We start from the raw sequence: 25169 nt of genomic DNA on the forward strand, positions 1-25169 counted from the left end.
CCAATGCGCGAATACGATCTTGTGAACACCACGAGCCCTGTAGGAGCCGGCTTGCTGGCGATGGCGTCCGCAAGATCGATGCAGGACTCGCTGGCCTCATCGCCAGCAATCGAGCGTCGACCGGCCGCTCCTACAGGTTGGGCTTCATCCTTGAGACCCGGTTAGAACCACTGCTTGAAGCGGCGGATGTAGAACACCTTCATGCTCTGGGCCACCACGCAGTAGGCCAGCAGGGTGCCCACCAACCATGGGAAGTACGCCATCGGCAACGGCACCAGGCCCACCAGCGTGCCCAGTTGCGAGAACGGCAGGTAGATGCCGATCGACACCGCCAGGCATGTCATGAGGATGATCGGCAGCGACGCGGTGCTCTGGAAGAACGGGATCTTCTGAGTCCGCAGCATATGCACCACCAGGGTCTGCGAGAGCAGGCCTTCGATAAACCAGCCGGACTGGAACAGCGCCTGGGCTTCCACGCTGTTGGCGGCGAACACGTACCACATCAGGGCAAAGGTGGTCATGTCGAAGATCGACGAGGTCGGCCCGATCCACAGCATGAAGCGCCCGATGTTCTTCGCATCCCACTTGCGTGGCTTGCGCAGGTATTCCTTGTCCATCTTGTCCCACGGCAGGGCCAGCTGGGAGATGTCGTAGATCAGGTTCTGCAGCAGCAGGTGGATCGACAGCATCGGCAGGAACGGGATGAACGCACTGGCCACCAGCACCGAGAACACGTTGCCGAAGTTGGAGCTGGCGGTCATGTTCAGGTACTTCATGATATTGCCGAAGGTTTCGCGGCCCTTGAGCACGCCTTCTTCCAGCACCATCAGGCTCTTTTCCAGGAGGATGATGTCGGCCGACTCCTTGGCGATGTCGGTGCCGCTGTCCACCGAGATCCCGACGTCGGCGTCACGCAGGGCCGGGGCGTCGTTGATGCCGTCGCCGAGGAAACCGACGGTGTGGCCGTTGGATTGCAGCGCCTTGAGCACCCGGGATTTCTGCAGTGGGGTCAGCTTGGCGAAAACCGTGCGTTCCTCGACCCGTAACTTGAGGGTCGCTTCGTCCATGTGCTCGATGTCCTGGCCCAGCAGCGGCAGGCCTGGCTCCAGGCCGACTTCACGGCAGATCTTGCAGGTGACCACGGCGTTGTCGCCGGTCAGCACCTTGACCGTGACACCGATATCGCGCAGGGCGGCAATCGCCGGGCCGGCGGTTTCCTTCGGTGGATCAAGGAAGGTCAGGAAGCCACGGATGACCAGGTCACGCTCGTCGGCGGTCTTGTATTGCCCCTTGGTCTGCGGCTTGGGAATGTCGCGGGTGGCCAGCAGCAGGACGCGGAAGCCGTCCTTGTTGTAATCGTTGGCCAGGGCCAGCAGGGTCTTGCGGCGCTGCTCGTCCAGGGCCACGACCTCGTTGCCTTCCATGACGTGGCTGGAGATGGCGAGCATTTCCTCGACCGCGCCCTTGCACACCAGCAGGTGATCGTTGCGGCTGTCCTGGACGATGATCGACAGGCGCCGGCGGACGAAGTCGAAAGGCAGTTCATCGACCTTGCTGTAGGCGAACGGCTCCTGGAAGTTGGGGTTCTCCCGGGAGAATTGCAGCACTGCCTGGTCCATCAGGTTCTTCATGCCGCTCTGGTGGTAGCTGTTGAGCCAGGCCAGGCCCAGCACCGCGTCATCGCGCTGGCCGACGGCGTCGACGTGGTGCTCGAGGATGATCTTGTCCTGGGTCAGGGTGCCGGTCTTGTCGGTGCACAGCACGTCCATGGAACCGAAGTTCTGGATGGCGTTCAGGCGCTTGACCACCACCTTGCGCCGGGCCATGGCCATGGCACCCTTGGCGAGGTTGGCGCTGACGATCATCGGCAGCATCTCGGGGGTCAGGCCGACGGCGACCGCCAGGGCGAAGAGCAGGGCATCGCTCCAGTCGCCTTTGGAAAAACCGTTGAGCAGGAACACCACTGGCACCATCACCAGCATGAAACGGATCAGCAGCCAGCTGACGCTGTTCACCCCGCGGTCAAAGGCGGTCTGCACCCGCGAGCCGACAATCGCATTGGCCAGCGAGCCGAAGTAGGTGCGCGGGCCAGTGGCGACCACCACGGCCTTGGCGGTGCCGCTGACCACGTTGGTGCCCATGAAGCAGATGTTCTGCAGGTCCAGCAGATTGCTCGGGTCGCTGCTGGCGCCAGCGGATTTGGCCGCGACATCGCCGAGGGTGTCGTACTTCTCCACCGGCAGGGCTTCGCCGGTGAGCACGGCCTGGCTGATAAACAGGTCGCGGGACTCGATCAGGCGGATATCCGCCGGAATCATGTCGCCGGCCGACAGCTGCACGATATCGCCAGCCACCAGTTCACGCATTGGCACTTCGCGCAGCACCGGCTTGTTGCCCGGTTGCTCGCGACGCAGCACAGTGGCGGTGGTCCGGACCATGGCCTTGAGGGCTTCGGCGGACTTGGCCGAGCGGTGTTCCTGCCAGAAGCGCAGGGTGCTGCTCAGGGTCACCATGGTCATGATGATGATGACCTTGGTCAGGTCGCCTTCTTCACCGGCGCGCTCGGCCAGCCAGAAGTCGGTGAAGAAGCTGATGCCGGCCAGGATCAGCAGCACGTAGATGAAGGGATTGTTCAGCGCCTGGAGGAACTGGATCAGCACGTGTGGAGGCTTGTCGTGGGCGACTTCGTTGAAGCCTTCGCGTTGCAGGCGGCCGACGGCGTCCAGTTCGGTCAGGCCGTCACGGCTGGCCTTGACGTTGCTCAGGGTGGTTGCCAGGGTGTGTTGCGATTCGCGAGCGGCGCGCATCGACAGCTTGGTGTCTTGCGTCGCGCGGTTTCCGGTTGGCCGGATAGGGTCTTTGACTGCGTTCATAGCGATGCCTCTGTCACAGCTTCGTGACCGGGCATATAGACGACTCACCTATTCAACAGGCGAACGAATACAGGCCGAGTCACGCGGATGCGAGTGATTCGAGTAAGAGGATATATAAGGTTTTAACGTTCGCTGCCCGTTCACGAAAGCGTGACGAACAGCGAACCGCCTACTGGCTTCGTCCATAATGAAGTGCTCAACGTTTAATAATTAAAGACATAACTATCCCGTGCACTTCCAAGTAGGAAGTGCAGGGCTGTTAGTTGTCATTGTCAGCGCCAGGCGATTAAGTGGCGCGAGCCTCGACATACAGGTTCAGGGTCAGGCCGGCGCGCTGGAACAGCTGCGCAAGCCCGGTACTCTGCGGGTCCTGACTGTCATCGAAATTCCAGCGTTGTTGCAGTTGGCCGGTGGTCGGGCAGATACGCCAGCCGACGGAGGCGCGTGCCGAAGCCTTGGAGGAAGGGGCAGCGAACAGGGCGTTGCCACGGGCCGATTTCGCCGGCTCGCGGGACAATTTGACGCGCATGGTCGAAGAAAAGGCGCGAACGCCAGGCATTACAAAGGTTTTGAAAGTCATAACACACCTCACGACCGGACTGGCGCCGGCAGAGGCGAGTTACGGAAAGAGCATCAAGCCCTGGCGCAGCTCACCCGACCTGTGCGTCGAGTCCCGTCATTTTCTGGGTTAAGCGCCCGGTGAGCCGCATTCGCGGGAACCGGACAGCGTCTAGATACTGTGTCCATTGGGTTCTTTTGTGAGTTGAAAAAAGGCCTGAGCAGCAGGCAGGGGGAATTTACTCAAGGGGCTGCTTGAAGTCAACATCAAATGTAGCGTTTTGTAGCAGCAACCTGAATATAAGCTGAAGTGAATGGAATGGGGCGCGAGTATTGAGTTGCGAAGTTGTTTGTTTCAATCGAATGAATATGTACCGCGGTGTCCGGGTACATATCCATTGGCATCTTTAATCGATCTTTTTTTCAGTCTTGCAGCGGATCAGTTTCGCGGTTGCAGCAACAAAGCCACCAGCGCGCTCCAGCCGGTCTGATGGGAGGCGCCCAGGCCGCGTCCACTGTCGCCATGGAAATACTCATGAAACAGCACCAGGTCGCGACTCGCCGGATCGGCCTGCAACGGCGCGTAGGCAGCCATCGCCGGGCGGTGCCCGTTCTCGTCGAGCAGGAACAGAGAGGTCAGGCGTTGGCCCAGGCTGTCGGCGACTTCATCCAGGGACGCCAGATAGCCCGAACCGCTGGGGTACTCCACGGAAAAGTGATCGTCGTAGTAGCGGTGGAATTCGCGCAGCGATTCGATCAGCAGGTAGTTGACCGGCATCCACAACGGCCCGCGCCAGTTGGAGTTGCCGCCGTACAGGCGCGAGTCGGACTCCGCCGGTTGATAGCGGGCGCTCAGGGTCCGGCCGTCGAGCTGCATCGCCAACGGTTGTTCGGCAAAGGCCTTGGACAGCGAGCGGATGCCGAAGTCGGAGAGGAACTCGGCTTCATCGAGCATGCGCTTGAGCAGGTTCTTGGTGCGTTCGCCGCGCAGCAGGGCCAGCAGCAGGCGATTGCCGTCGCCCGGTTCGTTCCAGCGCGAGACCAGTGCCGCGAGGTCGGGGCGGTGGTGCATGAAGCCCAGCAGCCGCTCGCGCAGGCCGGGCAGGCCTTCGTGTTCACGCTGCTCCAGCACCAGCACGGCGAACAGCGGCATCAGCCCGACGATGGAGCGCAGGCGCACCGGTTCGCTTTGGCCGTCCGGATGTTGCAGCACGTCGTAGAAGAATTCGTCCTGGTTGTCCCACAAGCCTTCGGCGCTGTCGTCGACCCGATTGATCGCCCCGGCAATGTAGAGAAAGTGCTCGAAGAATTTCACCCCGATATCGACATACACCGGATTGCGCTTGGCCAGTTCCAGGGCGATGCGCATCATGTCCAGGGCATAGGCGGCGACCCAGGCGGTACCGTCGGCCTGGTCGAGGGTGTAGCCGGGCGGCAGGTCGTCGGAGCGGTTGAACAGGGCGATATTGTCCAGTCCCAGGAAGCCGCCCTGGAACAGGTTGCGGCCTTCGGCATCCTTGCGGTTGACCCACCAGGAGAAGTTCAGCAGCAGCTTGTGGAAGATCCGCTCGAGGAAATCCAGGTCGCCGGTGCCGGTCAGCTGTTTTTCCCGTTGGTAGACTCGCCACGACGCCCAGGCATGCACCGGTGGGTTGGCGTCGTCGAAACGCCACTCATAGGCGGGCAACTGGCCGTTGGGGTGCATGAAGCGGTCTTTGACCAGAAGCAGCAACTGGTGCTTGGCGAAGCCCGGATCGATCAGGGCGAAGGCCACCGCCTGGAAACCCAGGTCCCAGGAGGCGTACCAGGGGTATTCCCATTTGTCCGGCATGGAGACAATGTCGAAGTTCGACAGGTGCCGCCAGTGGGTGTTGCGGATGTGCAGGCGTTCGGCCGGTGGCTGCGGTTGAGTCGGATCGCCGTCGAGCCACTGGTTCACATCGAAGTAATAGAGCTGCTTGGACCACAGCAGGCCGGCCAGGGCCTGGCGCTGGACATTGCGCGCGTCGGCGTCCTTGAGGCCGTCCTGCAGGGCGGCATAGAAGTCATCGGCTTCCTGGCGGCGTTTTTCGAACAGGTGACGGGCGTTGATCTTTTCGGCATCGGGGGGCGCGAAGCGCAGGTAGACCGTGCGGGTTTCATCCCCTTGCAGCGCCAGGGAGAAGTGCGCCGCGACCCGCGTCCCGGCATCCCGGCGAATGCTCTCGGCGCCGTTCACCACATGGTCGTTGATCCCATCCTTGAACGGGCCTTCGGCTTGCGAGCCGTACAGGCGCCGGGTGTTGGTTTCGTTTTCGCAGAACAGCCACTCAAAGCCATCATCGCCCCAGGCGCTGGCTTGCATGGGGTCGCAGCCGGCGTGCTGGGCGGCAACCGTGTCACCTTCCAGGGTCAGGCTCGGTCGTCGCGCGTGCTCGCTCCAGCTCCAGTCATTGCGCGCCCAGAGATGGGGCAGCACGCGCAGGCGGGCGGGCTGGTGAAAGCGGTTGTGCACGCTGACCCGCATGACGATATCGTTCGGGCCCTGCTTGGCGTACTCGACGGTGATATCGAAATAGCGATTGTCCTCGAACACCCCGGTGTCGAGGATCTCGTACTCGGCATCGGCCAGGCCGCGCCGGGCGTTTTCGCTGACCAGGTCGTTGTAGGGGAAGGCCGCCTGCGGGTATTTGTAGAGCATGCGCATATAGGCGTGGCTGGGCACGCCGTCGACGTAGAAGTACAGCTCCTTGACGTCCTCGCCGTGGTTGCCTTCGGCGTTGTTCAGGCCGAACAGGCGCTCCTTGAGAATCGGGTCGCGCTCGTTCCAGAGGGCCAGCCCGAGGCACCAGTGCTGGGACTTGTCGGAAAACCCCGCGAGACCTTCCTCGCCCCAGCGATAGGCGCGACTGCGGGCGTGCTCGTGGGGGAAATAGGCCCAGGCGTCGCCGTCGGCGCTGTAGTCCTCGCGCACCGTGCCCCATTGCCGTTCACTCAGGTACGGTCCCCATTCGCGCCAGCGGGGGGCGTCCTCGCCAGCCAGGCGCTGGCCTTCCAGGGTGTCGAGAAGCGTCGCTGCTGGTTTGGCCGTCATCGGGTCTTCCGTCGCTCGGGGAGTGAGCAGCAGTGTAGAACGCCGCGATGCCGTTGCGGGGATCGAATGTGGGCGGCGGGTGTATTCGGGCATCAAACCCGGTGAAAGCGGGGCGGGTGCCTGGCGCGTGGGGCGTCAGGCCAGTACCGCCACCGCCTTGATCTGTGCCCAGAGCGTCTGCCCCGGCGCCAACTGCAGCTGGTCGCGGGAGTAACGGGTGATCCGCGCCAGCAACGGTGTGCCCGCGGCCTCCAGGCGGATCAGCACATGGGCGCTGTTGTCGGCGGGGATTTCCCCGGTGAGGGTCACCGGCAACAGATTGAGGATGCTGCTGTGTTCGCCCGGTTGCCGACTTAGGCTGACGTCGCGGGCCTGGATCTTGAAGCGCAGGCGCTTGCCCGAGGCCAGCGGAGCGTGGGCCACGCGCACGTTCAACTGGCTGTCGGGCAGTTGCAGGGTCAGCAGTTGGTACTGGCTGTCGTAGGCAATGACCGTGCCCTCGATCACCACCCCGGCGTCATCGCCCAGGGCCATGGGCAGGTCGAGCCGGGCCAGGGTTTCGCCGATGGGACCGCTGGCCAGGGCCTTGCCCGCGCTGAGCAGGACGATATGGTCGGCCAGGCGCGCCACTTCGTCCTGGGAGTGACTGACATAGAGCACCGGGATCTCCAGTTCGTCATGCAGGCGTTCGAGGTACGGCAGGATCTCGTTCTTGCGCTGGCTGTCGAGGGCCGCCAGCGGTTCGTCCATCAGCAGCAGTTGCGGACTGGTGAGCAGCGCCCGGGCAATGCCGATGCGCTGGCGTTCGCCGCCGGACAGGTGTTGTGGGTGACGGTCGAGCAGATGGCCGATGCCGAGCAATTCGGTGGCGTGGACCATGTCGACCCGGCGTTGTTCGCGGGGAATGCGGCGCAGGCCGAACTCCAGGTTGGCGCGCACCGACAGGTGCGCAAACAGGCTGGCTTCCTGGAACACATAACCCAGGGCTCGCTTGTGCGGCGGGACGAAGAGTTTGCGGGCGCTATCCTGCCAGACCTGGTCGTTGATCCGGATAAACGCCTCGGGGGCTTTTTCCAGGCCGGCGATGCAGCGCAGGCAGGTGGTCTTGCCCGAACCCGAGTGCCCGTACAGGGCTGTGACGCCACGGCCGGGCAGTTGCAGGTCGAGGTCCAGGGCAAAGTCCGGATAACCCAGGCGCAGGCGGACCTGTATCGAAGAAACCATGGCTCAGCTCCAGCCCATTTTGGTCTTGCGGCTCGAGTACAGCGCCAGCAACACGATAAAGGAAAACACCAGCATGGCACCGGCCAGCCAGTGGGCCTGGAGGTATTCCATGGCCTCGACGTGGTCGTAGATCTGCACGGAGACCACCCGGGTCTTTTCCGGGATATTGCCGCCGATCATCAACACCACACCGAATTCACCGACGGTATGGGCGAAGCCAAGGATCGCGGCGGTGATAAAGCCCGGTCGTGCCAGGGGCAGGACCACGCTGAAGAAAGTGTCCCAGGGGTTGGCGCGCAGGGTTGCCGCCACCTCCAACGGGCGAGTGCCGATGGCACTGAAAGCGTTTTGCAGCGGTTGCACCACAAAGGGCATCGAGTAGATCACCGAGCCGATCACCAGCCCGGTGAAGCTGAAGGTGAGGGTGCCCAGGCCGATGGACTGGGTGAACTGGCCGATATAGCCGTGGGGGCCGAAGGCGATCAGCAGGTAGAAGCCGATCACCGTCGGCGGCAGCACCAGCGGCAGTGCCACCACCGCGCCGACCGGCCCGCGCAGCCAGGAGTGGGTGCGGGCCAGCCAGAGCGCAATCGGAGTGCCGATCACCAACAGGATGACAGTGACCAGGGACGCCAGTTTCAGGGTCAGCCAGATCGCGGCGAAATCAGCACTCGTGAGCGGCATTTAGAGCTGGTAGCCGTAGGACTTGATGATGGCGGCGGCTTTCGGGCCTTTCAGGTATTCGACCAGCGCCTTGGCGGCGGCGTTGTCCTTGCCCTTGGTCAGGATGACCGCGTCCTGCTTGATCGCCTCATGCATGTCGGCCGGGACGATCCACGCCGAACCGCTGGTGACCTTGCCGTCCTTGTAGATCTGCGACAGGGCGACAAAACCCAACTCGGCATTGCCGGTGGAGACGAACTGGTAGGCCTGGGTGATGTTCTGGCCGGTGACCAGCTTGTCCTTGACCTTGTCGGTCAGGCCGAGCTTGGCCAGCACCTGGGTGGCGGCCAGGCCATAAGGCGCGGCTTTCGGGTCGGCGATGGACAGGTGCTGGTACTGGTTGTCCTTGAGCACCTGGCCCTTGGCATCGACATAATCGTCCTTGGCCGACCACAGGGCCAGGGTGCCGGTGGCGTAGGTGAAGCGCGAACCAGCGACGATATCGCCTTCTTTCTCCAGCTTGGCCGGGGTGCTGTCGTCGGCGGCGAGGAAGACTTCGAACGGCGCGCCGTTCTTGATCTGGGTGTAGAACTGACCGGTGGCGCCGTAGGCCGCGACCAGCTTGTGGCCGGTGTCTTTTTCGAAGTCGGCGGCGATGGCCTGGATCGGCGCGGTGAAGTTGGCCGCGACGGCGACCTGGACTTCAGCGGCCTGGGCGGCACTGAAAGCAAACACGCCGAGCAGGGCGGCCAGGCAAGTCGGGGCAAAGCGTGAGGCACGAATGGTCATGAAGCGGCTCCGTTCAAAGGAAAGGGACAGGCAAATGCGCCGCTTGTTATAAGAAGTGTGCGGCGCCGAGAGGGTGAATCGCTATATAAATAAATATATAGCGATTCTATTCCTGTGGCGAGCGGGCGGGTCCGCGCAACGCGTTACCGTCCTTTCAAGATCGCCTGGGCCTGTTCCGCCAACTGCCGGGTCAATGCCTCGGCCGGCAGTTCCACGCTCAGCCGCAATGCCTGGCCCGACCACAGGTTGCTGAAGTCCGCCTCGCCCTTGGCCCGCAGCGGCAGCAGCGCACCGCCGGCCAGGGGAAACGCCGGGGCCATGTCGCTGATCGGCCCCAGTTCGCGCATCGCCCGGTTCATGATCCCCCGCGCCGGGCGACCGGTGAACAGGTTGGTCAGGGCCGTCTCGCTTTCCTTCGCCGTGCGCAGCGCCCGGTGATGGGACGCCGAGACCTTGGCCTCCGGGGTGAACAGGTAAGCGGTCCCCAGTTGTACCGCCGAGGCCCCGAGCATAAAGGCCGCCGCGATGCCGCGACCGTCGCCGATACCGCCGGCGGCAATCACCGGCACATCCACCGCATCGGCGATCTGCGGCACCAGGGCGATGGTGCCGACCTGGGTGTTGAGGTCGTTGCTCAGGAAGATGCCGCGATGGCCGCCGGCTTCGTTGCCCATGGCGATGATCGCGTGGCAGCCACGCGCTTCCAGCCAGCGCGCTTCATCCACGGTGGTGGCGCAGCCGACGATGGTCGCGCCGGTGGCCTTCACCCGGTTGAGCAGGGTCTCGGGCGGCAGGCCGAAGTGGAAACTGACGATCTCCGGACGCAGTTCTTCCACCAGCTGGCAGCTGGTCTCATCGAAAGGCGCACGGCTGGACACGGGCGTCGGTGCATTGAAGTCCACACCCAGTTCGCGGTAGTAGGGCGCCAGGCGTTCCTTCCAGCGTTTCTCCCGCTCCGGGTCTGCGGCCGGCGGCTGGTGGCAGAAAAAATTGACGTTCAATGGCGCCTGGGTCTCGCTGCGAAAGAGCAGCACTTCCTGGCGAATCTGCTCCGGGGTCAGCATCGCGCAGGGCAGGGACGCGAGGCCGCCGGCCCGGGCGACGCCGATCATCATGGCGGAGGTGGTCGCCCCGGCCAGCGGCCCCTGGATGATCGGGAGTTCGATGCCGAACAGGTCAAGAATGCGGGTGTCAGGCCAGGTGCTCATGACGACTTTTCTCCGGGGCAGATAAAAGGATAACGACGAGAACAGGGCTGGTTTGTATCAGGAATAAGGTCTGCAAGGCCAGTCGCTGTCTTGTCTGAACACGCAAAAAATGCCGCCCCGGTGACTGCGCCGAAAAATCCACCTAAAGTTGTCGCACTTCAACACCCCCCCTCAGGAGCACAATTCAGATGGACGTGAAACGCGTAGAAGTGGCGGCTTTCCAGGTGTCCGGCCCCCAGGTCCGCACCCGCAATCAGGATGAACAGCAAGCCCGGACGGCAAGGATCGGCGGTCTGTGGGGCGGCTTTTACGCAGAGGGGCTGGCGCAGCGCATCAGTAACCGGACGCCGGATTCGCGGGTGTATGGCGTCTACTCCGGTTACGAATCCGATGCCAGCGGTTATTTCGATGTGACGGCCGCGGTGGCGGTCAGCGCGCCTGCACCCGGCTACGAGACGTTGCAAGTACAGGCGGGTCCTTACCTGGTCTTCGAAGGTCGTGGCGCCATGCCTCAAACCGTGATCGACACCTGGGGGCGGATCTGGTCCTACTTCGAGCAGCATCCCGGGCAGCGCCGTTTTGCCACGGATTTTGAAGCCTATACCGGGCCCGACAGCGTGGCGGTGTATATCGGCATCGTCGATTGAGCCGGGCTAAGCCTTTGGTCGCATGTATTTTGTAGCCGATCGGTCTATATTGTGCCCATGAACTCGATAACCCCTGCACCGCGCAAGCCTGGCCGTCCGCCGAAGATCCCCCGGGAGAACCTGCAAACCCGCGAGATGCTGATTCGTTGCGGCACCGAGATCCTCACCGAACAAGGCTTCATGGCCACGGGGATCGATACCGTGCTCAAGCGGGTCGGGGTGCCCAAGGGGTCGTTCTACCACTACTTCGACAGCAAGGAAGCCTTTGGCCGGGCAGTGCTTGAGAGTTACGCCGGGTATTTTGCCCGCAAGCTCGACCGCTGGCTGCTGGACGCGTCCCTGCCGCCGTTGCAGCGCCTGCGCGGTTTTGTCGACGAGGCCAAGGCCGGCATGGCCCGGCATGAGTTTCGTCGCGGTTGCCTGGTGGGCAATCTTGGCCAGGAAGTGACGCTGTTGCCGGACAGTTACCGCGAGCAACTGGACGCGGTGTTTCGCAGTTGGGAGTTGCGCCTGTCGCGCTGTCTGCAAGCGGCGCAAGCCTCGGGCGAGTTGGCGGCGGACGCGGACTGCGAGGCCCTGGCGAGTTTTTTCTGGATCGGCTGGGAAGGGGCGGTACTGCGCGCCCGGCTGGTGCGCAGCGATGTACCGTTGGAAATTTTCATGCAGGGATTTGTGCGCAGTCTGGCGCGCTGATTTTTTTGGTTTATTTCTAGACGATCGGTCTAAATTGGAGGCAAGTATGTTCAGCGGCATCTTGATCGAAAAGGACGCGGACGGTTATCGGGCCAGCCTGGCTTCCCTGAGCGAAGCGCAGTTGCCGGAAGGTGACGTGACGGTGCGGGTCGCCTACAGCACCCTGAACTTCAAGGATGGCTTGGCAATCACCGGCGCAAGCCCGGTGGTGCGACAGTTTCCGATGGTGCCGGGCATCGATCTGGTGGGGACGGTGGAGCAGAGCAGTCACGCCGATTATCGGGTCGGCGATGGGGTATTGCTCAATGGCTGGGGTGTCGGCGAGGGGCATTGGGGCGGACTGGCACAGAAAGCCCGGCTCAACGGTGACTGGCTGATCCCGATGCCAGAGGGTTTCACGGCGGCGCAGACCATGGCCATCGGCACGGCGGGTTTCACCGCCATGCTCAGCATCCTGGCCCTGGAGCGCAACGGCCTGACGCCGGATCAGGGCGATGTGCTGGTGACCGGGGCCAATGGCGGCGTCGGCAGTTTTGCCGTGGCCTTGCTGGCGCGGCTCGGTTATCGGGTGGTGGCCTCGACCGGACGTACCGCCGAGCATGCCTACCTGCAACAGCTCGGCGCGGCCGAGATCATCGATCGCGAGACCCTGTCGCAGCCGGGCAAACCTCTGGCGAAAGAGCGCTGGGCGGCGGCCATCGATTCGGTGGGCAGTCACACCCTGGCCAACGTCTGCGCCGGTATCCGCGCCAACGGTACGGTGGCCGCTTGCGGCCTGGCCCAGGGCATGGACTTTCCGGCCTCGGTGGCGCCCTTCATTCTGCGTGGTGTGACCCTGGCCGGGATCAACAGCGTGACGCAGCCCAAGGCACAACGAGTCCTCGCCTGGGAGCGTCTGGCAAAAGATCTCGACCGTGAGCTGTTGGCGCTGATCAGCCAGGAAATCAGTTTGAGCGAAGCGCTTGAGCTGGCGCCGCGATTGCTCGCCGGGCAGGTACGCGGTCGGGTGGTGGTGGACGTCAACCGCTAAGGTGCAGGCGGCTAACCGGCGCTGCGCAAGGTGAAGTTGAGGCGCTCGGCCCCCAGTTGCGGGTGATGGCCGTCCTTGATCGGCAGGACACCATGGAAACGCAGCCGGTCGACGCCGCCCCACACCACGATATCGCCGTGAAACAACGGGATGCGCTGGGTCTTATCGCTGCGTTCGTGGCCGCCAAACAGGAAGATCGCCGGCAGGCCCAGGGAAACCGAAACCACGGGCGCGCTGAAATCGCGCTCGTTGCGGTCCTGGTGCAGGGACATCTTCGCCCCCGGCAGGTAGCGGTTGATCAGGCAGGCATCGGGACTGAAGTGGGCAAAACCCGCCGCCTCGGCCGCTTCCACCGCCAGTTGCCGGAACACCTCGGGCATGTCTGGCCAGGGCCGACCGCTTTGCGGGTCGACACGGGTGTAGCGGTAGCCATTGCGATCGGTGGTCCAGCCCAGTTCGCCACAACTGCTCAGGCTGGCGGACATGGTGAAACCACCGGGGGTCACCATCTGCCGAAACGGTGCCTGTACCAGCACCTCGGCCAGGGCCGGCAACAGGCGCTCGACCCAGGGCAGGGCGAAGCCGCGCAGCACGCAGGATTGTGCGCCGATGGCTTCGAAGCGTTCGGGTTGCTGCAGGTCGGCGTCGGCAAACAGATCGAGGGTCATGGCAGGCGGTGAGGGGCGAGGTCTTACAGCGCCTTGCTCGCTTTCACATCGCTGATGACATCGTCACTGTCGCCATGAATGGCTTTCAGCGCGGCCAGGGCTTGCTCGTCGCTGCCGTTTTCCAGTTGGGCGAATTCGAAGCGACGCTCACCGTTGAGCTTGTATTTGATGACGTACTTGGTGGTGGGTGTGGTGTTCACGGCGATTCCAGTAACGAGAAGATGGACAGCGGTGGCGATTCAGCGCAGTTTCGAGCTGGAGCGACGGATGATGCGAATCGAGTGTGTCAGGTTCGGCTTGCGGGTGACGCTGATGGCGCGCTTGGTCACCACGGTATCGATGGTGATATTCCAGAAGCCGGTGCTCGGGATGGTAATCTTTGCCGGGAAGGTATCAAAGGCGCCGCCGTGGTAGGTGTGCCGCCCGCCATTCTTGAAGCTGCGAAAGTTGGCGTCGTTCATCAGGCGGATGTTGCACGTCTGGGAGCATTCGATCACGACGATGTCGTCTTCGTTGAGGTGCTCGCGCTGGTGGATGAATTTCAAGGGCGTCTCCAGAAGGCTTTTTCTACAAAATCAAAAAGATAGCATGTGGCGCAGGGTGTTTTTAGCGCGGTAGCGGATTTATTCGACCCACAGGGCTCCCAGTCTGACGGATTGTGTAGGCTTGTCGCCATAAAAGTTGGATTAAATCCTCGGGCTCGGGAGAAAAATCGTTTGGGCGCTGTCCTACCGTCTTTATCGGAGATTTGCTTATGAAGTGGGGTGTGTGGGCGTTGGTTGCTCTGGTCATGAGCGGGTGTGCGAGCGTATCGGACATCGAGCAGTCACCGCCGACGATGGCCGTGATTTCCGGCAAGAAGCCCATGGCTTATGCCCAGTGTTTCGATACGCGGTTGACCAAGGATCGCGGGCCTTCGCTGATCGAGCCTTATCACAAGGACGGGGTCAAGGTGGTCGTACGTGACCAGTTTTCCACCCATCCATCGGCGGTGCTGATTATTGAAGAGCGCTCCAGCGGCAGCAGCATCAAGGTCTTCGAGAGCATGTCGAATTTTCCCTTGCGCTCCAAGGCGGTACTCAATGCCGCGGAGCATTGTATTTCAGGCTGAACCTTGCGCTGCGCATGCCCGGGCAGCGCCCATGGCTATTTGCACTTGACGATCACCGTGCGGCTTTTGAAGTTGCCCACGTCGACGCCCAGGGTCTTGTCGCTTTCCTTGGGCGACGGGGTGCCATCGGTGCCGACGATGCTGTAGCCGGTACCGGCACAGGAGGCATCGGCCTTCTCGTAGCACTTGGCCCAGGACATCGCTTCGCCCGAACAGTCGATGGCCAGGCCCTGCTGGCCGTTGTTCAGGTAGGTTTTCGACGCCGTGGCGCAGCCGCCAAGGGCCAGTAGAGCGGTCAGTACCAGAAATTTGTTCATGCCGGTTTCAATCCTTGTTGCCACGGCGCCGGGCGGCGGGCGCAGGGGTGTCTTCGAACACCGAGGCCACTTCAATGGCCAGCGCTTCGGTCGGGAACGGACCGGCAACCGCTTCGCCATTGATCCCGGTCAGCCACCATTGGCCATCTTTTGCTTGGTTGATCAGGTAACCGTTCACGTTCTTTGCTGCCGACATCGATCTGTCTCATGGGCTGATGAAAGTTGCTGATGATAGCTCAGATCAAGGCATAAACCGTCAATAGCGGCTAGAGTTGCTGGCCGAAGCGTAAAGGTCGAGGCTTGACCGGACCGGTGAGCGCCGGATGTAGCAAAATTTGACACAATCCCGGAACTATCTGCCGTCAGGTTTCTCTAGATTGACGTCAGTCTGCTATCAGCAGGGCATTGTAAGGTGACCGCTGCCTGATTAGACTGCGCCGAAACTTGTACACACCGCCCTTTCAAGGACTTATATGATCAAGAAATGCTTGTTCCCAGCAGCCGGTTACGGTACTCGCTTCCTCCCAGCGACTAAAGCCATGCCCAAGGAAATGCTGCCGGTGGTGAACAAGCCACTGATCCAGTACGGCGTCGAGGAAGCGCTGGATGCCGGCCTGACCGAGATCTCGATTGTGACCGGTCGCGGCAAACGCGCACTGGAAGACCACTTCGACATCAGCTACGAGCTGGAAAACCAGATCAAGGGCACCGACAAGGAAAAGTACCTGGTCGGTATCCGCAAACTGCTGGACGAGTGCTCGTTCTCCTACACCCGTCAGACCGAAATGAAAGGCCTGGGTCACGCGATCCTGACCGGCCGTCCATTGATCGGTGACGAACCCTTCGCCGTGGTACTGGCGGACGACCTGTGCGTCAACCTCGAAGGCGACGGCGTCCTGACCCAGATGGTCAAGCTGTACAAGCAGTATCGCTGCACCATCGTTGCGATCCAGGAAGTGGATCCGCAGGAAACCAACAAGTACGGCGTGATTGCCGGCGACCTGATCGGTGACGACCTGTACCGCGTGCGCAACATGGTCGAGAAACCGAAGCCGGAAGATGCACCGTCGAACCTGGCGATCATCGGTCGTTACATCCTGACTCCGGACATCTTCGCCCTGATCGAACAGACCGAACCAGGCAAGGGTGGCGAGATCCAGATCACCGACGCCCTGATGAAACAGGCCCAGGACGGTTGCGTGATTGCCTACAAGTTCAAAGGCAAGCGTTTCGACTGCGGCGGCGCCGAAGGTTACATTGAAGCGACCAACTTCTGCTTTGAGCACTTCTACAAGACTGGCAAGGCCTACTGATAGGTCTGCCCTGGTAGCAGGTACCGCGTAGAAAGAAAGCCACCCACCCGGGTGGCTTTTTCGTTGGTGCGCCCTCATGTATGCCTGACGCTGACCCAGAAGGCTACAGCGGGTATGCTGTGCGCCTGCCGAGGAGATTGAAATGGCCTACGATTTTGACCTGTTTGTGATTGGCGCCGGTTCCGGCGGTGTGCGTGCGGCGCGGTTTGCCGCGGGATTTGGCGCCAAGGTGGCGGTGGTTGAAAGCCGTTATCTGGGTGGCACCTGCGTCAACGTCGGCTGTGTGCCGAAAAAGCTGCTGGTGTACGGTGCGCATTTCGCCGAGGACTTCGAGCAGGCCAAGGGTTTTGGCTGGTCGCTGGGTGAAGCGGACTTCGACTGGGCGACCCTGATCGCCAACAAGGACAAGGAAATTCACCGTCTCAATGATATCTACCGCAGCCTGCTGGTCAACAGCGGCGTAACCCTGCTCGAAGGTCACGGCAAGCTGGTGGACCCGCATCAGGTTGAAGTCAACGGCCAACGCTACAGCGCCAGGCACATCCTGATCGCCACCGGTGGCTGGCCGCAGATTCCCGACATTCCGGGCAGCGAGCACGCCATCAGTTCCAATGAAGCCTTCTTCCTCAAGGAACTGCCCAAGCGCATCCTGGTGGTCGGTGGTGGCTACATCGCCGTTGAATTCGCCGGGATCTTCCACGGCCTGGGTGCCAATACCCAACTGCTGTATCGCGGTGACCTGTTCCTGCGCGGTTTCGACGGTTCGGTGCGCCGTCATCTGCAGGAAGAACTGACCAAGCGCGGCCTGGGCCTGAACTTCAACGCCGATATCGAACGGATCGACAAACAGGCCGACGGCAGCCTCAAGGCCACCCTCAAGGACGGTCGCGAGCTGGAAGCCGATTGCATCTTCTACGCCACTGGCCGGCGGCCGATGCTGGACAACCTGGGCTTGGAAAACACCGGGGTGAAGCTGGACAAGAACGGCTTTATCCAGGTCGACGAGCAATACCAGACCAGCGAACCGTCGATCCTCGCCCTGGGCGATGTCATCGGTCGTGTGCAGCTGACCCCGGTGGCCCTGGCCGAAGGCATGGCGGTGGCCCGTCGTCTGTTCAAGCCCGAACAGTATCGTCCGGTGGACTATGCGATGATTCCGACGGCGGTGTTCAGCCTGCCGAATATCGGCACCGTCGGCCTGAGCGAAGAGCAGGCGCGGGAGCAGGGCCACGAGGTGCAGATCTTCGAAAGCCGTTTCCGGCCGATGAAGCTGACCCTGACCGAGTGCCAGGAGCGGACCCTGATGAAGCTGGTGGTGGACGCCAAGACCGACAAGGTATTGGGTTGCCACATGGTCGGGCCGGATGCGGGGGAAATCGTCCAGGGGCTGGCCATTGCCTTGAAGGCCGGCGCCACCAAGCAGCATTTCGACGAAACCATCGGTGTGCATCCGACGGCGGCTGAAGAGTTCGTCACCATGCGCACGCCGGTTGCTGGCTGAGCCATGGCCCTGGCCGCACCGCCGGACCTGAGCGACACCGGCAGGCCGGTACAGCCCCTGGCCCGGACTTACCCGCGGGGCTTGTTTATCGAGCCCCATGCCCATGTCTGGGGCCAGTTGCTTTATGCGATGTCGGGGGTGATGTGGGTCGAGACGCCCCACGAGGCCCTGGCGGTCCCACCGCAGCGCGCGGTGTGGCTGCCGCCCGGCGTGCCCCATGGGATCCGGGTGGTGTCGGACCTGCAGATGCGCAATATCTACCTGCGTCCGGCGTTGGCCGAAACCCTTGAAGACACGGTCCAGGTGATCGAGGTCGGCGGCCTGCTGCGCGAGTTGATCGTGCATCTGGTGGAGCTGGCCGAGGATCCCCAGGGCGACTATTACGAGGCGCTGGTCAATCTGGCGCTGCTGGAACTCAAGCGCGCGCGACGCGCGTTTCTGAAAATCCCCATGCCCTCGGACAGTGATCGCCGGTTGATGAACCTGTGTCAGGCGGTCATGAGCGCGCCGTCGTTGGACATCTCCTTCGAGCAGCACGCGCAATCGGCCGGGGCCAGCGTGCGGACCCTGGCGCGTTTGTTCCAGGGCGAACTGGGCATGGGCTTCGCCGAATGGCGGCGCCAGGTGCAATTGGCGACCGCCGTGGCGGAGCTGATCCAGGGCGTGCCGGTCAGTCGTATCGCTCGGGAGCTGGGCTACTCGCCGAGTAGTTTCAGCGATATGTTCCGGCGTGCCCTGGGGGTTGCTCCGTCCCAGTATCCAGCGGGCTGACGAGCGCCGTTCCCACAGGGGAGGGTGTTTTGGCCGAAAGACAGAAGCCTTTGGCCGACGCCCCCGCTTTGCCGGTCATAGACTCTGGGCATTCCCTCAACGAGCCCGGAGTTCGTCATGAGCTACCTTGTTTCTCTCGCCATCGGTATCGCCGTCGGCCTGCTTTACGGCGGGCTCGACTTCCGCTCCCCGGCACCGCCCGCCGTGGCCCTGGTAGGCCTTTTGGGCATGCAACTGGGTGAAAAGGCCTGGCCCCTGGGCAAGCAATTGGTTGCCGGCTGGCTGTCCTGAATCCCACGTTTTTTACTGACTGGATGCGTACTTTATGAAAGCCCTGCAATTTGCGAAAACCGGTGATCTCTCGGCCCTGCAACTGGTCGACGTTCCCACCCCTGTGCCTGCTGCCGGAGAAGTCCTGGTGCAGATCAAGGCGGCCGGCCTGAACCCCAGCGATGTGAAAAACGTGCTGGGTCGTTTCTCCTACACCACGCTGCCACGGATTCCCGGGCGGGACTTCGCCGGTGTGGTGATCGAAGGACCGCAAGCGTTGCTCGGCCAGGAAGTCTGGGGTACCGGCAAGGAGTTGGGTTTTACCGGCGACGGTTCCCATGCCCAATACCTGACCCTGCCCGCCAGCGGCGTGGCGATCAAGCCGACGCACCTGAGCTTCGCCCAGGCCGCCAGCCTCGGCGTGCCGTTCACCACCGCTTGGGATGCCCTGGAACGCAGCCTGGTGAACGCCGACACACGTTTGCTGGTGATCGGTGCCAATGGCGCCGTCGGCAGCGCCGCGTTGGCCCTGGCAAAGATTCGCGGGGCGCGGGTACTGGGTGCGGTGCGCCGTGCGGAGCAGGTCAAGGCGCTTCAGGACAAGGGTTTTGATGCCATTCAACTGGACAAGCCGGAAGACCTGGCGGCGGCGGTCAACGGCGTCTTTCCAGGCGGCGCCGATGTGATCTTCGACACTACCGGTTTCTGGCTGCCGGCGGCGGTGACGGCCCTGGCGCCTTTCGGCCGGATCGCGATCATCGCCGCACCGGTGGACGGCCATGTGCAGTTGCCGGCCCTGGCCCTGTATCGCAAGGGCGGCTCGGTGGTCGGGATCAACTCGTTGCTCTACGGCACCGAGGCCTGTGCGCGGATGCTCGACCAGTTCGGGCGCTTCTTTGACGAGGGCTTGCTGGAACTGCCGACGGGGCTGCTGGAGTCGCCGCTGTCCGAGGGCCTGGCGCGTTATGCCGAGGTCAACCAGGGCGGCAGTGACAAGGTAATCCTGTTGCCTTGAGGCCCTGAGTCGAGACAGGGACCTGCGCAAATATCGGCGGCTTGAGCTACAACTGTCTTGCTCATTCAAGGAGACGGCTCAATGTTCGCTCACTGGTCCCTGGCAGCACTTCACCTTCTGGCGTTCGGTATTGCCCTGGCGGCGGTATTCGCACGTGCCGGGGCCTTGCGCCGCCTCACCGGCACCAGCCCGGCCGAGCTGCGGCAGGTATTTGTCTGGGACAACCTCTGGGGCATCAGCGCCGGTGTCTTGTTGATCACCGGTGGTCTGCGTGCTTTCGGTGGTTTCGAGAAGGGTACGGATTACTACCTGCACCAGCCGCTGTTCCACCTCAAGTTGACCTTGTTCGTGATTATCCTGCTGCTGGAGCTGTCACCGATGATCACCTTGATCAAATGGCGTATCGCCCAGAAGAAGGGCACGCCCGTGGATATCGGCCGTGCCCGTGTGTTCGCGCGGATCAGCCATATCGAAGCGCTGCTGATCATGCTGATGGTGATTGCCGCCAGCGGCATGGCCCGGGGATTCCTGGCTGTGTAGGGGGCGTCAGGGCTGCAGGTGCAAACTCGCCCGAATGCCATTGACCACCGGCTCGACACTCTTGTAACCCTCCGCCGAGCCGGCATAAAGCAAGGAATACGCCTTGCCTTCACGGGCCGCGGCGACCAGGGTCTGGGTCATCACGTGACCGCCGTTCTGGGTGATGGTGCAGGTGGTTTCCACCGCCGCCATGCCACCCAGCGTGCTGTCGTGAATCCGGTTGCAGACACTCATGAAACCGCGCTCGACGAAATTCTTCTGCACCGCCTTGCGCATCTCCAGCAAGACCCCGGGGAGGTTGACTGCGTGGTCGGGGTTGAGTCCCGACTCGGTCAACTCCATGACCATCAGCGGATCGCCGTTGGCGTCGTTCTTCACCGCGCGTTGGCGCAGGCCGCTGATCACTTCACCGGCGGCGTTCTGGGCCGGGGGCAGGGTCTGCACCTCCCAGTCGCCGGGCCAGGTGATGATCAGGTCGTCAGCCAGGGCCGACGAGCTGCCCAGGAGCAGGAGAAGGGCGGTAAAGCAGGCACGACATTGCACGGAGGTCATGGGAGGGCACTGATCGAGAGGCTGAAATTGATTGTTACAGTGTATCAATACTCCACGGGTGATGGCGGATAAAACTACCGCTGCAATCGACCGTTACTCAGCTAACCCTTTGCTTCTCAAGCTTAATCCCGGACAATCGCGCCCCTCTTATGGCCGGGACGCTGCCAGTGACACGTTTTTTATCCGTCCCGGTCGCGTGGTAATGACCGGCTAACGGAGATTCGACCGGATGAATGACCAGGCCAACAGCGTCGACGAACACTATGAATCGGCACCCGCTGCACTGAGCAGCTGGAGCCGCCAAGACACCACCTGGATGCTGGGCCTGTTCGGCACGGCCATCGGCGCGGGCACCCTGTTCCTGCCGATCAACGCGGGGCTGGGCGGCTTCTGGCCGTTGCTGGTCCTGGCGGTGCTGGCGTTTCCCATGACCTTCTATGCCCACCGTGGCCTCACCCGTTTCGTGCTCTCCGGGCGCGATGGCGCGGACATCACCGAGGTGGTGGAAGAGCATTTCGGCGTCAAGGCCGGGGCACTGATCACCTTGCTGTATTTCTTCGCGATCTTCCCGATCCTGCTGATCTACAGCGTGGCACTGACCAATACCGTCGGCAGTTTCCTCGAACACCAGCTGCACATGGTGCCGCCACCGCGGGCGCTGTTGTCGTTGATGCTGATTCTCGGCCTGCTGGTGGTGGTCCGTTGCGGCGAGCAGGTGATCGTCAAGGCCATGAGCCTGATGGTCTATCCGTTTATCGTCGCCTTGCTGTTCCTGGCGGTGTACCTGGTGCCGCACTGGAACGGCGGCATCCTCGCCACGGCCAGCAGCCCGCCCGAGCCGTCGGCCTTGCTGCACACCTTGTGGCTGGCGATTCCGGTGATGGTGTTCTCCTTCAACCATTCGCCGATCATCTCGGCCTTCGCGGTTGACCAGAAGCGCCGTTATGGTGCCCACGCCGAAGAGCGCAGCTCGCAGATCCTGTCGCGGGCCCACCTGCTGATGGTGGTGATGGTGCTGTTCTTCGTCTTCAGTTGCGTGCTGACCCTGTCGCCGGCGCAGTTGGCCGAAGCCAAGGCGCAGAACCTGTCGATCCTGTCGTACCTGGCCAACCACTTCAGCAACCCGACCATCGCCTTCGCGGCGCCGTTGATTGCCTTCGTGGCTATTTCCAAGTCGTTCCTGGGGCACTACATCGGGGCCAGCGAAGGCCTCAAGGGCCTGATCGCCAAGAGCGGCCGTAAGCCAGGCGCCAAGGCCCTGGACCGGATGACCGCGGCGTTCATGCTGGTGGTGTGCTGGTTGGTGGCGACCTTGAACCCGAGCATTCTCGGCATGATCGAGACCCTCGGCGGGCCGATCATCGCGGCGCTGCTGTTCCTGATGCCGATGTACGCGATCCGTCGGGTGCCGGCGATGCGTCAGTATTCGGGGCAGGTGTCCAATGTGTTCGTCACGTTGGTAGGTTTGGTGGCGATTTCGGCGTTGATCTATTCGTTGTCGGCGTGACCTGAAACGCGGTTTCTGTGGGAGCTGGTCAGCCAGCTCCCACGGGACACCTCAAACCCAGACGTCATTACTGGCCGTCAGATCCCCACCTTCTTCCCCTGTATTGACCACTCCGCGTGGTTCGATCAACAACATCTTGACCTCCCGCTCGGCATACGGCTTGTGCTCGATGCCCTTGGGCACCACCAGCATTTCGCCGGCTGCCAGATGCACCTGGCGATCGCGAAAGTCGATACGCAGCACGCCTTCCAAGATGATAAAGGTCTCATCGGTGTCGGCATGGGAATGCCAGACGAAATCACCTTCGACCTTCACCACCTTGAACTGGTAGTCGTTCATTTCGGCAACAATCCTGGGTTGCCAGTGCTCATTGAACAACGCGAGCTTTTCCGCGAAGTTGACCGGGGAGAGTGTTTGCGAAGCAGTCATGGGTTGGGTCTCATTGGGGATCACGGACGTTCAGCCTAGCACCGTCTCAACTGCGCAAACGAACCACGCCCTCGATCTCTACCGCCGCGCCACCCGGCAGGGACAACACGCCAATGGCCGATCGCGCATGCTGGCCGCGCTCGCCGAAGACCTGGACCAGCACCTCGGAGGCTGCGTTGATCACTTCGGATTGAGCGCCAAAGTCCGAGGGCGCTCGTACATAGCCAGTGATTCGGACGACTTGCTCGACGCGCTCCAGATCGCCGTCGCAGGCCGCCGCGACAATCGACAGGAAGTTCGCCGTGCACAGCCGCGCCGCCTCCTGCGCCTGCTCCAGGGAAATGTCCTGGCCGACGATTCCGGTATGGCGGATCTCATGGTTGAAGCGCGGTACCTGGCCCGACACCCACAGCAGGTTGCCGTCGCGCACGCTCAACTTGAAGTGCCTGGGCACCACGAAGTTCTGCGGCGCTTCGTGGTAAATCGCCCGGAGCAGTGCCTGGAACGGTTGCCGGACCTCGGAGAAGGGCAGCCATTGCCGGTTGGAATCAGTGCTCATGTTGCTTTCCCGCCGGCTGTTGCTCCGCGGCAAAGGCGCTATAGCCACCGACAAAACAACCAACGGGCTGTTCACTGCCCGCACCCAGGTCCAGGCGCACGTAGATATCGGACGGTCGACCCATGGCGCGGCCCTGGTGCACCAGGATCGGTTGTTCATCGGCCTCGATCATGCCGTATTCCAGTAAACCGAACGCCAGGGCCGTGGCGGCAATCCCGGTAGCGGCGTCTTCGGGGTAGCCAGAGGCCTTGGGGAATTGCCGGCTGTCGAACTGCCGGGCGATATCCGGGCGCGGGCAGAACAGATAGAGCCCGGTGGAGTCGATCTGCTCGCACAGGTCTTTGATGCGCGGCGAGTCGGGACGCGCGGCATCCAGCAGGGCCGGGGTCTTGACCGGAACCAGGGTCTTGATGCGGCTGGTGGCGGCGTTCAGGAACGGCAGGTCGAGGATATCGTCCGCTTGCAGGCCGATGGCCTCGATGATCTGTGCCCGTATCTCGGCATCCTCGACTTTGCTCACCACGCCCGCCGGCTGGGAAATCTCGATAAAGGCATCATCACCCGGCTTGCCCTGGATATGCGCGGTCACGGTGCCGCTCTGGGTCTCGATGGACAACTGCCGGCGGTCGAGCTTGCCGAGTTGTTGCAGCAGCCAGACGGTGCCGATGGTGGCGTGGCCGCACATGCTCATTTCATGCAAAGGCACGAAGAAGCGGAAATGGTAGTCGTGGCTGGCCTGATCCTGCGGGGTGAAGGCAAAGCCGCTTTCATGTCCATAGGCGCGGGCGATGGCGGTCATCTGCTCGGCGCTCAGGCCGTCGGCCGCGACAGCGATGGGCGCGGGATTACCGCCACCCTGTTTCGATTTGAAGACTTCTACAACCTGTACATCACTCATACCTGACCTCACGACACGGTGGATAAGGTCGATTCTGGCCACGGACAGCGACAGGTTCTAGGTGGATCGGGTCCTGCAAGCGAACGTTTGGGCCATGGCCTCAGTGGGGCTTGCGCAGGTCGCTGGGCACCAGGCCCAGGTAGCGCTTGAACAGGCGCGCCAGGTAGGACGGCGAGTCGATGCCCACGGCCAGGCTGACCTCGAGGATCGACAGGGAACTGCTGGAGATCAGCCGCGCAGCGGTTTCGACCCGGGTGCGATTGGTGAAGTCGACCAGGGTTTCATCGGTGCAGGCCTTGAACAGGCGGGTAAGGTGACGCCGCGACAGGTGGAACTGGTAGCCGATCAGGTCGACATTCAGCTCGTCCTGCAGGTGTTCGCGCACGTAGCGCTGGATATCGCGGACCAACAGGGCATTGCGCTGGCCATCGTTTTGCTGCTCCGGCGGTTGCTGGCGGGCGATCAGCCGGGCGCACTCTTCGAACAGCAGGTGATTGAGGTGCGGGACCTGACGCTGAAAGGCGTCGGCCGAGCATCCCGCCGCCAGTTGGTCGTGCAGGCGCAGGATGCTGTCGAGGGTCTCGCTGCCTTGCCAGATCCCCGCGCGATCGGCCTGTGCGGCAAAGGACTGGTAGCCGTCGAGCCGGCCCTGGTGATTGATGTAGTGCGAATCGACGTAGAGCACCACGTGTTTTTCCCGCCCTGGAGCGGCCTGGGTCGAATGGGCGAAATCCGCCGGTACCAGGGAAAAGGCCTGGCGCGAGACGTGGAGCGCATTGCTGTTGCTTTCGGTCGAGAGGAACAACCCACCCTGGCGTGGCAACAGCAGCATATGACAGTCGTGGGCGTGCCAATCCTGGGCATAACCGGTGCTTTCGCTGATCTCGAAGCGGAACACGTCGGGGGACATGCCGCTGAGCTTGGGCGATAAATGCGCCATCGGATCGACCTCCAGCGTGA

The 25169-nt window shown here is 62.5% G+C and carries 28 protein-coding genes; 11 read left to right on the top strand and 17 right to left on the bottom strand.

Annotation, left to right across the window (positions count from 1 at the left end; translation table 11 throughout):
* Window positions 1-161 precede the first annotated feature (161 nt).
* The 7 genes from mgtA to CWE01_RS27935 form a co-directional block, all read right to left on the bottom strand.
* The gene (mgtA, locus tag CWE01_RS27905; protein WP_100943780.1) at window positions 162-2873 is read right to left on the bottom strand and encodes a magnesium-translocating P-type ATPase; all 2712 of its coding nucleotides are present in this window, start codon (window positions 2871-2873) and stop codon (window positions 162-164) included.
* A gap of 286 nt (window positions 2874-3159) precedes the next feature.
* Window positions 3160-3453, bottom strand: coding sequence for a hypothetical protein (locus CWE01_RS27910; protein ID WP_100943781.1), 294 nt, complete (start codon window positions 3451-3453; stop codon window positions 3160-3162).
* A gap of 417 nt (window positions 3454-3870) precedes the next feature.
* Complete coding sequence (locus CWE01_RS27915; protein ID WP_100943782.1) at window positions 3871-6504, bottom strand: glucosidase; 2634 nt, start codon at window positions 6502-6504, stop codon at window positions 3871-3873.
* Between the two features lie 135 nt (window positions 6505-6639).
* The gene (gene modC / locus CWE01_RS27920; protein ID WP_100943783.1) at window positions 6640-7728 is read right to left on the bottom strand and encodes a molybdenum ABC transporter ATP-binding protein; all 1089 of its coding nucleotides are present in this window, start codon (window positions 7726-7728) and stop codon (window positions 6640-6642) included.
* 3 nt (window positions 7729-7731) lie between these two features.
* Window positions 7732-8412 (bottom strand): molybdate ABC transporter permease subunit, encoded by a 681-nt coding sequence (gene modB, locus CWE01_RS27925; RefSeq protein WP_100943784.1) that lies wholly within the window; start codon window positions 8410-8412, stop codon window positions 7732-7734.
* Window positions 8413-9180, bottom strand: a complete 768-nt coding sequence (gene modA / locus CWE01_RS27930) for a molybdate ABC transporter substrate-binding protein (RefSeq protein ID WP_100943785.1) — start codon at window positions 9178-9180, stop codon at window positions 8413-8415.
* 143 nt (window positions 9181-9323) lie between these two features.
* Entirely contained in the window at window positions 9324-10388 is a 1065-nt protein-coding gene (locus CWE01_RS27935) for a nitronate monooxygenase family protein (protein WP_100943786.1), read from the bottom strand.
* 188 nt (window positions 10389-10576) lie between these two features.
* On the opposite strand from CWE01_RS27935, the gene CWE01_RS27940 reads away from it, so the two are divergent.
* The 3 genes from CWE01_RS27940 to CWE01_RS27950 are packed head-to-tail and all read left to right on the top strand — an operon-like array spanning window position 10577 to window position 12758.
* Entirely contained in the window at window positions 10577-11035 is a 459-nt protein-coding gene (locus CWE01_RS27940; protein ID WP_100943787.1) for a GyrI-like domain-containing protein, read from the top strand.
* A 57-nt stretch (window positions 11036-11092) separates the two neighbouring features.
* Entirely contained in the window at window positions 11093-11728 is a 636-nt protein-coding gene (locus CWE01_RS27945; RefSeq protein WP_100943788.1) for a TetR/AcrR family transcriptional regulator, read from the top strand.
* A 46-nt stretch (window positions 11729-11774) separates the two neighbouring features.
* A complete protein-coding gene (locus CWE01_RS27950; RefSeq protein WP_100943789.1) occupies window positions 11775-12758 on the top strand; it encodes an MDR family oxidoreductase in 984 nt (327 codons plus the stop codon).
* Between the two features lie 11 nt (window positions 12759-12769).
* On the opposite strand, the gene alkB is transcribed toward CWE01_RS27950, so the two are convergent.
* The 3 genes from alkB to CWE01_RS27960 are packed head-to-tail and all read right to left on the bottom strand — an operon-like array spanning window position 12770 to window position 13971.
* Window positions 12770-13426: a DNA oxidative demethylase AlkB gene (gene alkB, locus CWE01_RS27955; RefSeq protein WP_100943790.1), complete on the bottom strand. Its 657-nt coding sequence runs from the start codon at window positions 13424-13426 to the stop codon at window positions 12770-12772.
* 23 nt (window positions 13427-13449) lie between these two features.
* Entirely contained in the window at window positions 13450-13626 is a 177-nt protein-coding gene (locus tag CWE01_RS33630; protein ID WP_164886180.1) for a hypothetical protein, read from the bottom strand.
* 39 nt (window positions 13627-13665) lie between these two features.
* A complete protein-coding gene (locus tag CWE01_RS27960; protein WP_100943791.1) occupies window positions 13666-13971 on the bottom strand; it encodes a DUF1883 domain-containing protein in 306 nt (101 codons plus the stop codon).
* A 209-nt stretch (window positions 13972-14180) separates the two neighbouring features.
* Between CWE01_RS27960 and CWE01_RS27965 the strand changes: the two genes are divergently transcribed.
* A complete protein-coding gene (locus CWE01_RS27965) occupies window positions 14181-14537 on the top strand; it encodes a hypothetical protein (protein ID WP_100943792.1) in 357 nt (118 codons plus the stop codon).
* A gap of 35 nt (window positions 14538-14572) precedes the next feature.
* Here the strand turns inward: CWE01_RS27965 and CWE01_RS27970 are convergent, their stop codons facing one another.
* Entirely contained in the window at window positions 14573-14854 is a 282-nt protein-coding gene (locus tag CWE01_RS27970) for a hypothetical protein (protein ID WP_100943793.1), read from the bottom strand.
* A gap of 7 nt (window positions 14855-14861) precedes the next feature.
* The gene (locus tag CWE01_RS27975) at window positions 14862-15050 is read right to left on the bottom strand and encodes a hypothetical protein (protein WP_100943794.1); all 189 of its coding nucleotides are present in this window, start codon (window positions 15048-15050) and stop codon (window positions 14862-14864) included.
* A gap of 277 nt (window positions 15051-15327) precedes the next feature.
* Here CWE01_RS27975 and galU point away from each other — a divergent pair, with 277 nt between their 5' ends.
* The 6 genes from galU (at window position 15328) to CWE01_RS28005 (ending at window position 20264) form a co-directional block, all read left to right on the top strand.
* On the top strand, window positions 15328-16167 hold the full coding sequence (gene galU, locus CWE01_RS27980; protein ID WP_100943795.1) for a UTP--glucose-1-phosphate uridylyltransferase GalU: 840 nt from the start codon (window positions 15328-15330) through the stop codon (window positions 16165-16167).
* A 142-nt stretch (window positions 16168-16309) separates the two neighbouring features.
* Window positions 16310-17668: a glutathione-disulfide reductase gene (gene gorA, locus CWE01_RS27985; RefSeq protein WP_100943796.1), complete on the top strand. Its 1359-nt coding sequence runs from the start codon at window positions 16310-16312 to the stop codon at window positions 17666-17668.
* Window positions 17669-17671: 3 nt separating this feature from the next.
* Complete coding sequence (locus CWE01_RS27990) at window positions 17672-18439, top strand: helix-turn-helix transcriptional regulator (protein ID WP_100943797.1); 768 nt, start codon at window positions 17672-17674, stop codon at window positions 18437-18439.
* Window positions 18440-18556: 117 nt separating this feature from the next.
* The gene (locus CWE01_RS27995; RefSeq protein WP_100943798.1) at window positions 18557-18730 is read left to right on the top strand and encodes a DUF1427 family protein; all 174 of its coding nucleotides are present in this window, start codon (window positions 18557-18559) and stop codon (window positions 18728-18730) included.
* Window positions 18731-18764: 34 nt separating this feature from the next.
* Complete coding sequence (locus CWE01_RS28000) at window positions 18765-19724, top strand: zinc-binding alcohol dehydrogenase family protein (RefSeq protein ID WP_100943799.1); 960 nt, start codon at window positions 18765-18767, stop codon at window positions 19722-19724.
* Window positions 19725-19805: 81 nt separating this feature from the next.
* Window positions 19806-20264: a DUF2214 family protein gene (locus tag CWE01_RS28005; RefSeq protein ID WP_100943800.1), complete on the top strand. Its 459-nt coding sequence runs from the start codon at window positions 19806-19808 to the stop codon at window positions 20262-20264.
* 6 nt (window positions 20265-20270) lie between these two features.
* On the opposite strand, the gene CWE01_RS28010 is transcribed toward CWE01_RS28005, so the two are convergent.
* Entirely contained in the window at window positions 20271-20816 is a 546-nt protein-coding gene (locus tag CWE01_RS28010; RefSeq protein ID WP_100943801.1) for a DUF4946 domain-containing protein, read from the bottom strand.
* A gap of 229 nt (window positions 20817-21045) precedes the next feature.
* Between CWE01_RS28010 and CWE01_RS28015 the strand changes: the two genes are divergently transcribed.
* Complete coding sequence (locus tag CWE01_RS28015; protein ID WP_100943802.1) at window positions 21046-22323, top strand: serine/threonine transporter; 1278 nt, start codon at window positions 21046-21048, stop codon at window positions 22321-22323.
* Between the two features lie 51 nt (window positions 22324-22374).
* Here CWE01_RS28015 and CWE01_RS28020 read toward each other — a convergent pair whose 3' ends face one another.
* The 4 genes from CWE01_RS28020 to CWE01_RS28035 all read right to left on the bottom strand — a co-directional run bounded on the left by CWE01_RS28020 (window position 22375) and on the right by CWE01_RS28035 (window position 25149).
* Window positions 22375-22752, bottom strand: a complete 378-nt coding sequence (locus tag CWE01_RS28020; RefSeq protein WP_100943803.1) for a cupin domain-containing protein — start codon at window positions 22750-22752, stop codon at window positions 22375-22377.
* A 46-nt stretch (window positions 22753-22798) separates the two neighbouring features.
* Window positions 22799-23311: a RidA family protein gene (locus CWE01_RS28025; RefSeq protein WP_100943804.1), complete on the bottom strand. Its 513-nt coding sequence runs from the start codon at window positions 23309-23311 to the stop codon at window positions 22799-22801.
* A complete protein-coding gene (locus tag CWE01_RS28030) occupies window positions 23301-24209 on the bottom strand; it encodes a PhzF family phenazine biosynthesis protein (RefSeq protein ID WP_100943805.1) in 909 nt (302 codons plus the stop codon). Before CWE01_RS28030 ends, CWE01_RS28025 begins: the two co-directional genes overlap by 11 nt.
* A gap of 100 nt (window positions 24210-24309) precedes the next feature.
* Window positions 24310-25149, bottom strand: coding sequence for a helix-turn-helix domain-containing protein (locus CWE01_RS28035; protein ID WP_100943806.1), 840 nt, complete (start codon window positions 25147-25149; stop codon window positions 24310-24312).
* Window positions 25150-25169: the final 20 nt, after the last annotated feature.

Origin of the sequence: Pseudomonas sp. QS1027 (genome assembly GCF_002814235.1) — a bacterium.
In the GTDB taxonomy this organism is placed as follows: Bacteria; Pseudomonadota; Gammaproteobacteria; order Pseudomonadales; family Pseudomonadaceae; genus Aquipseudomonas.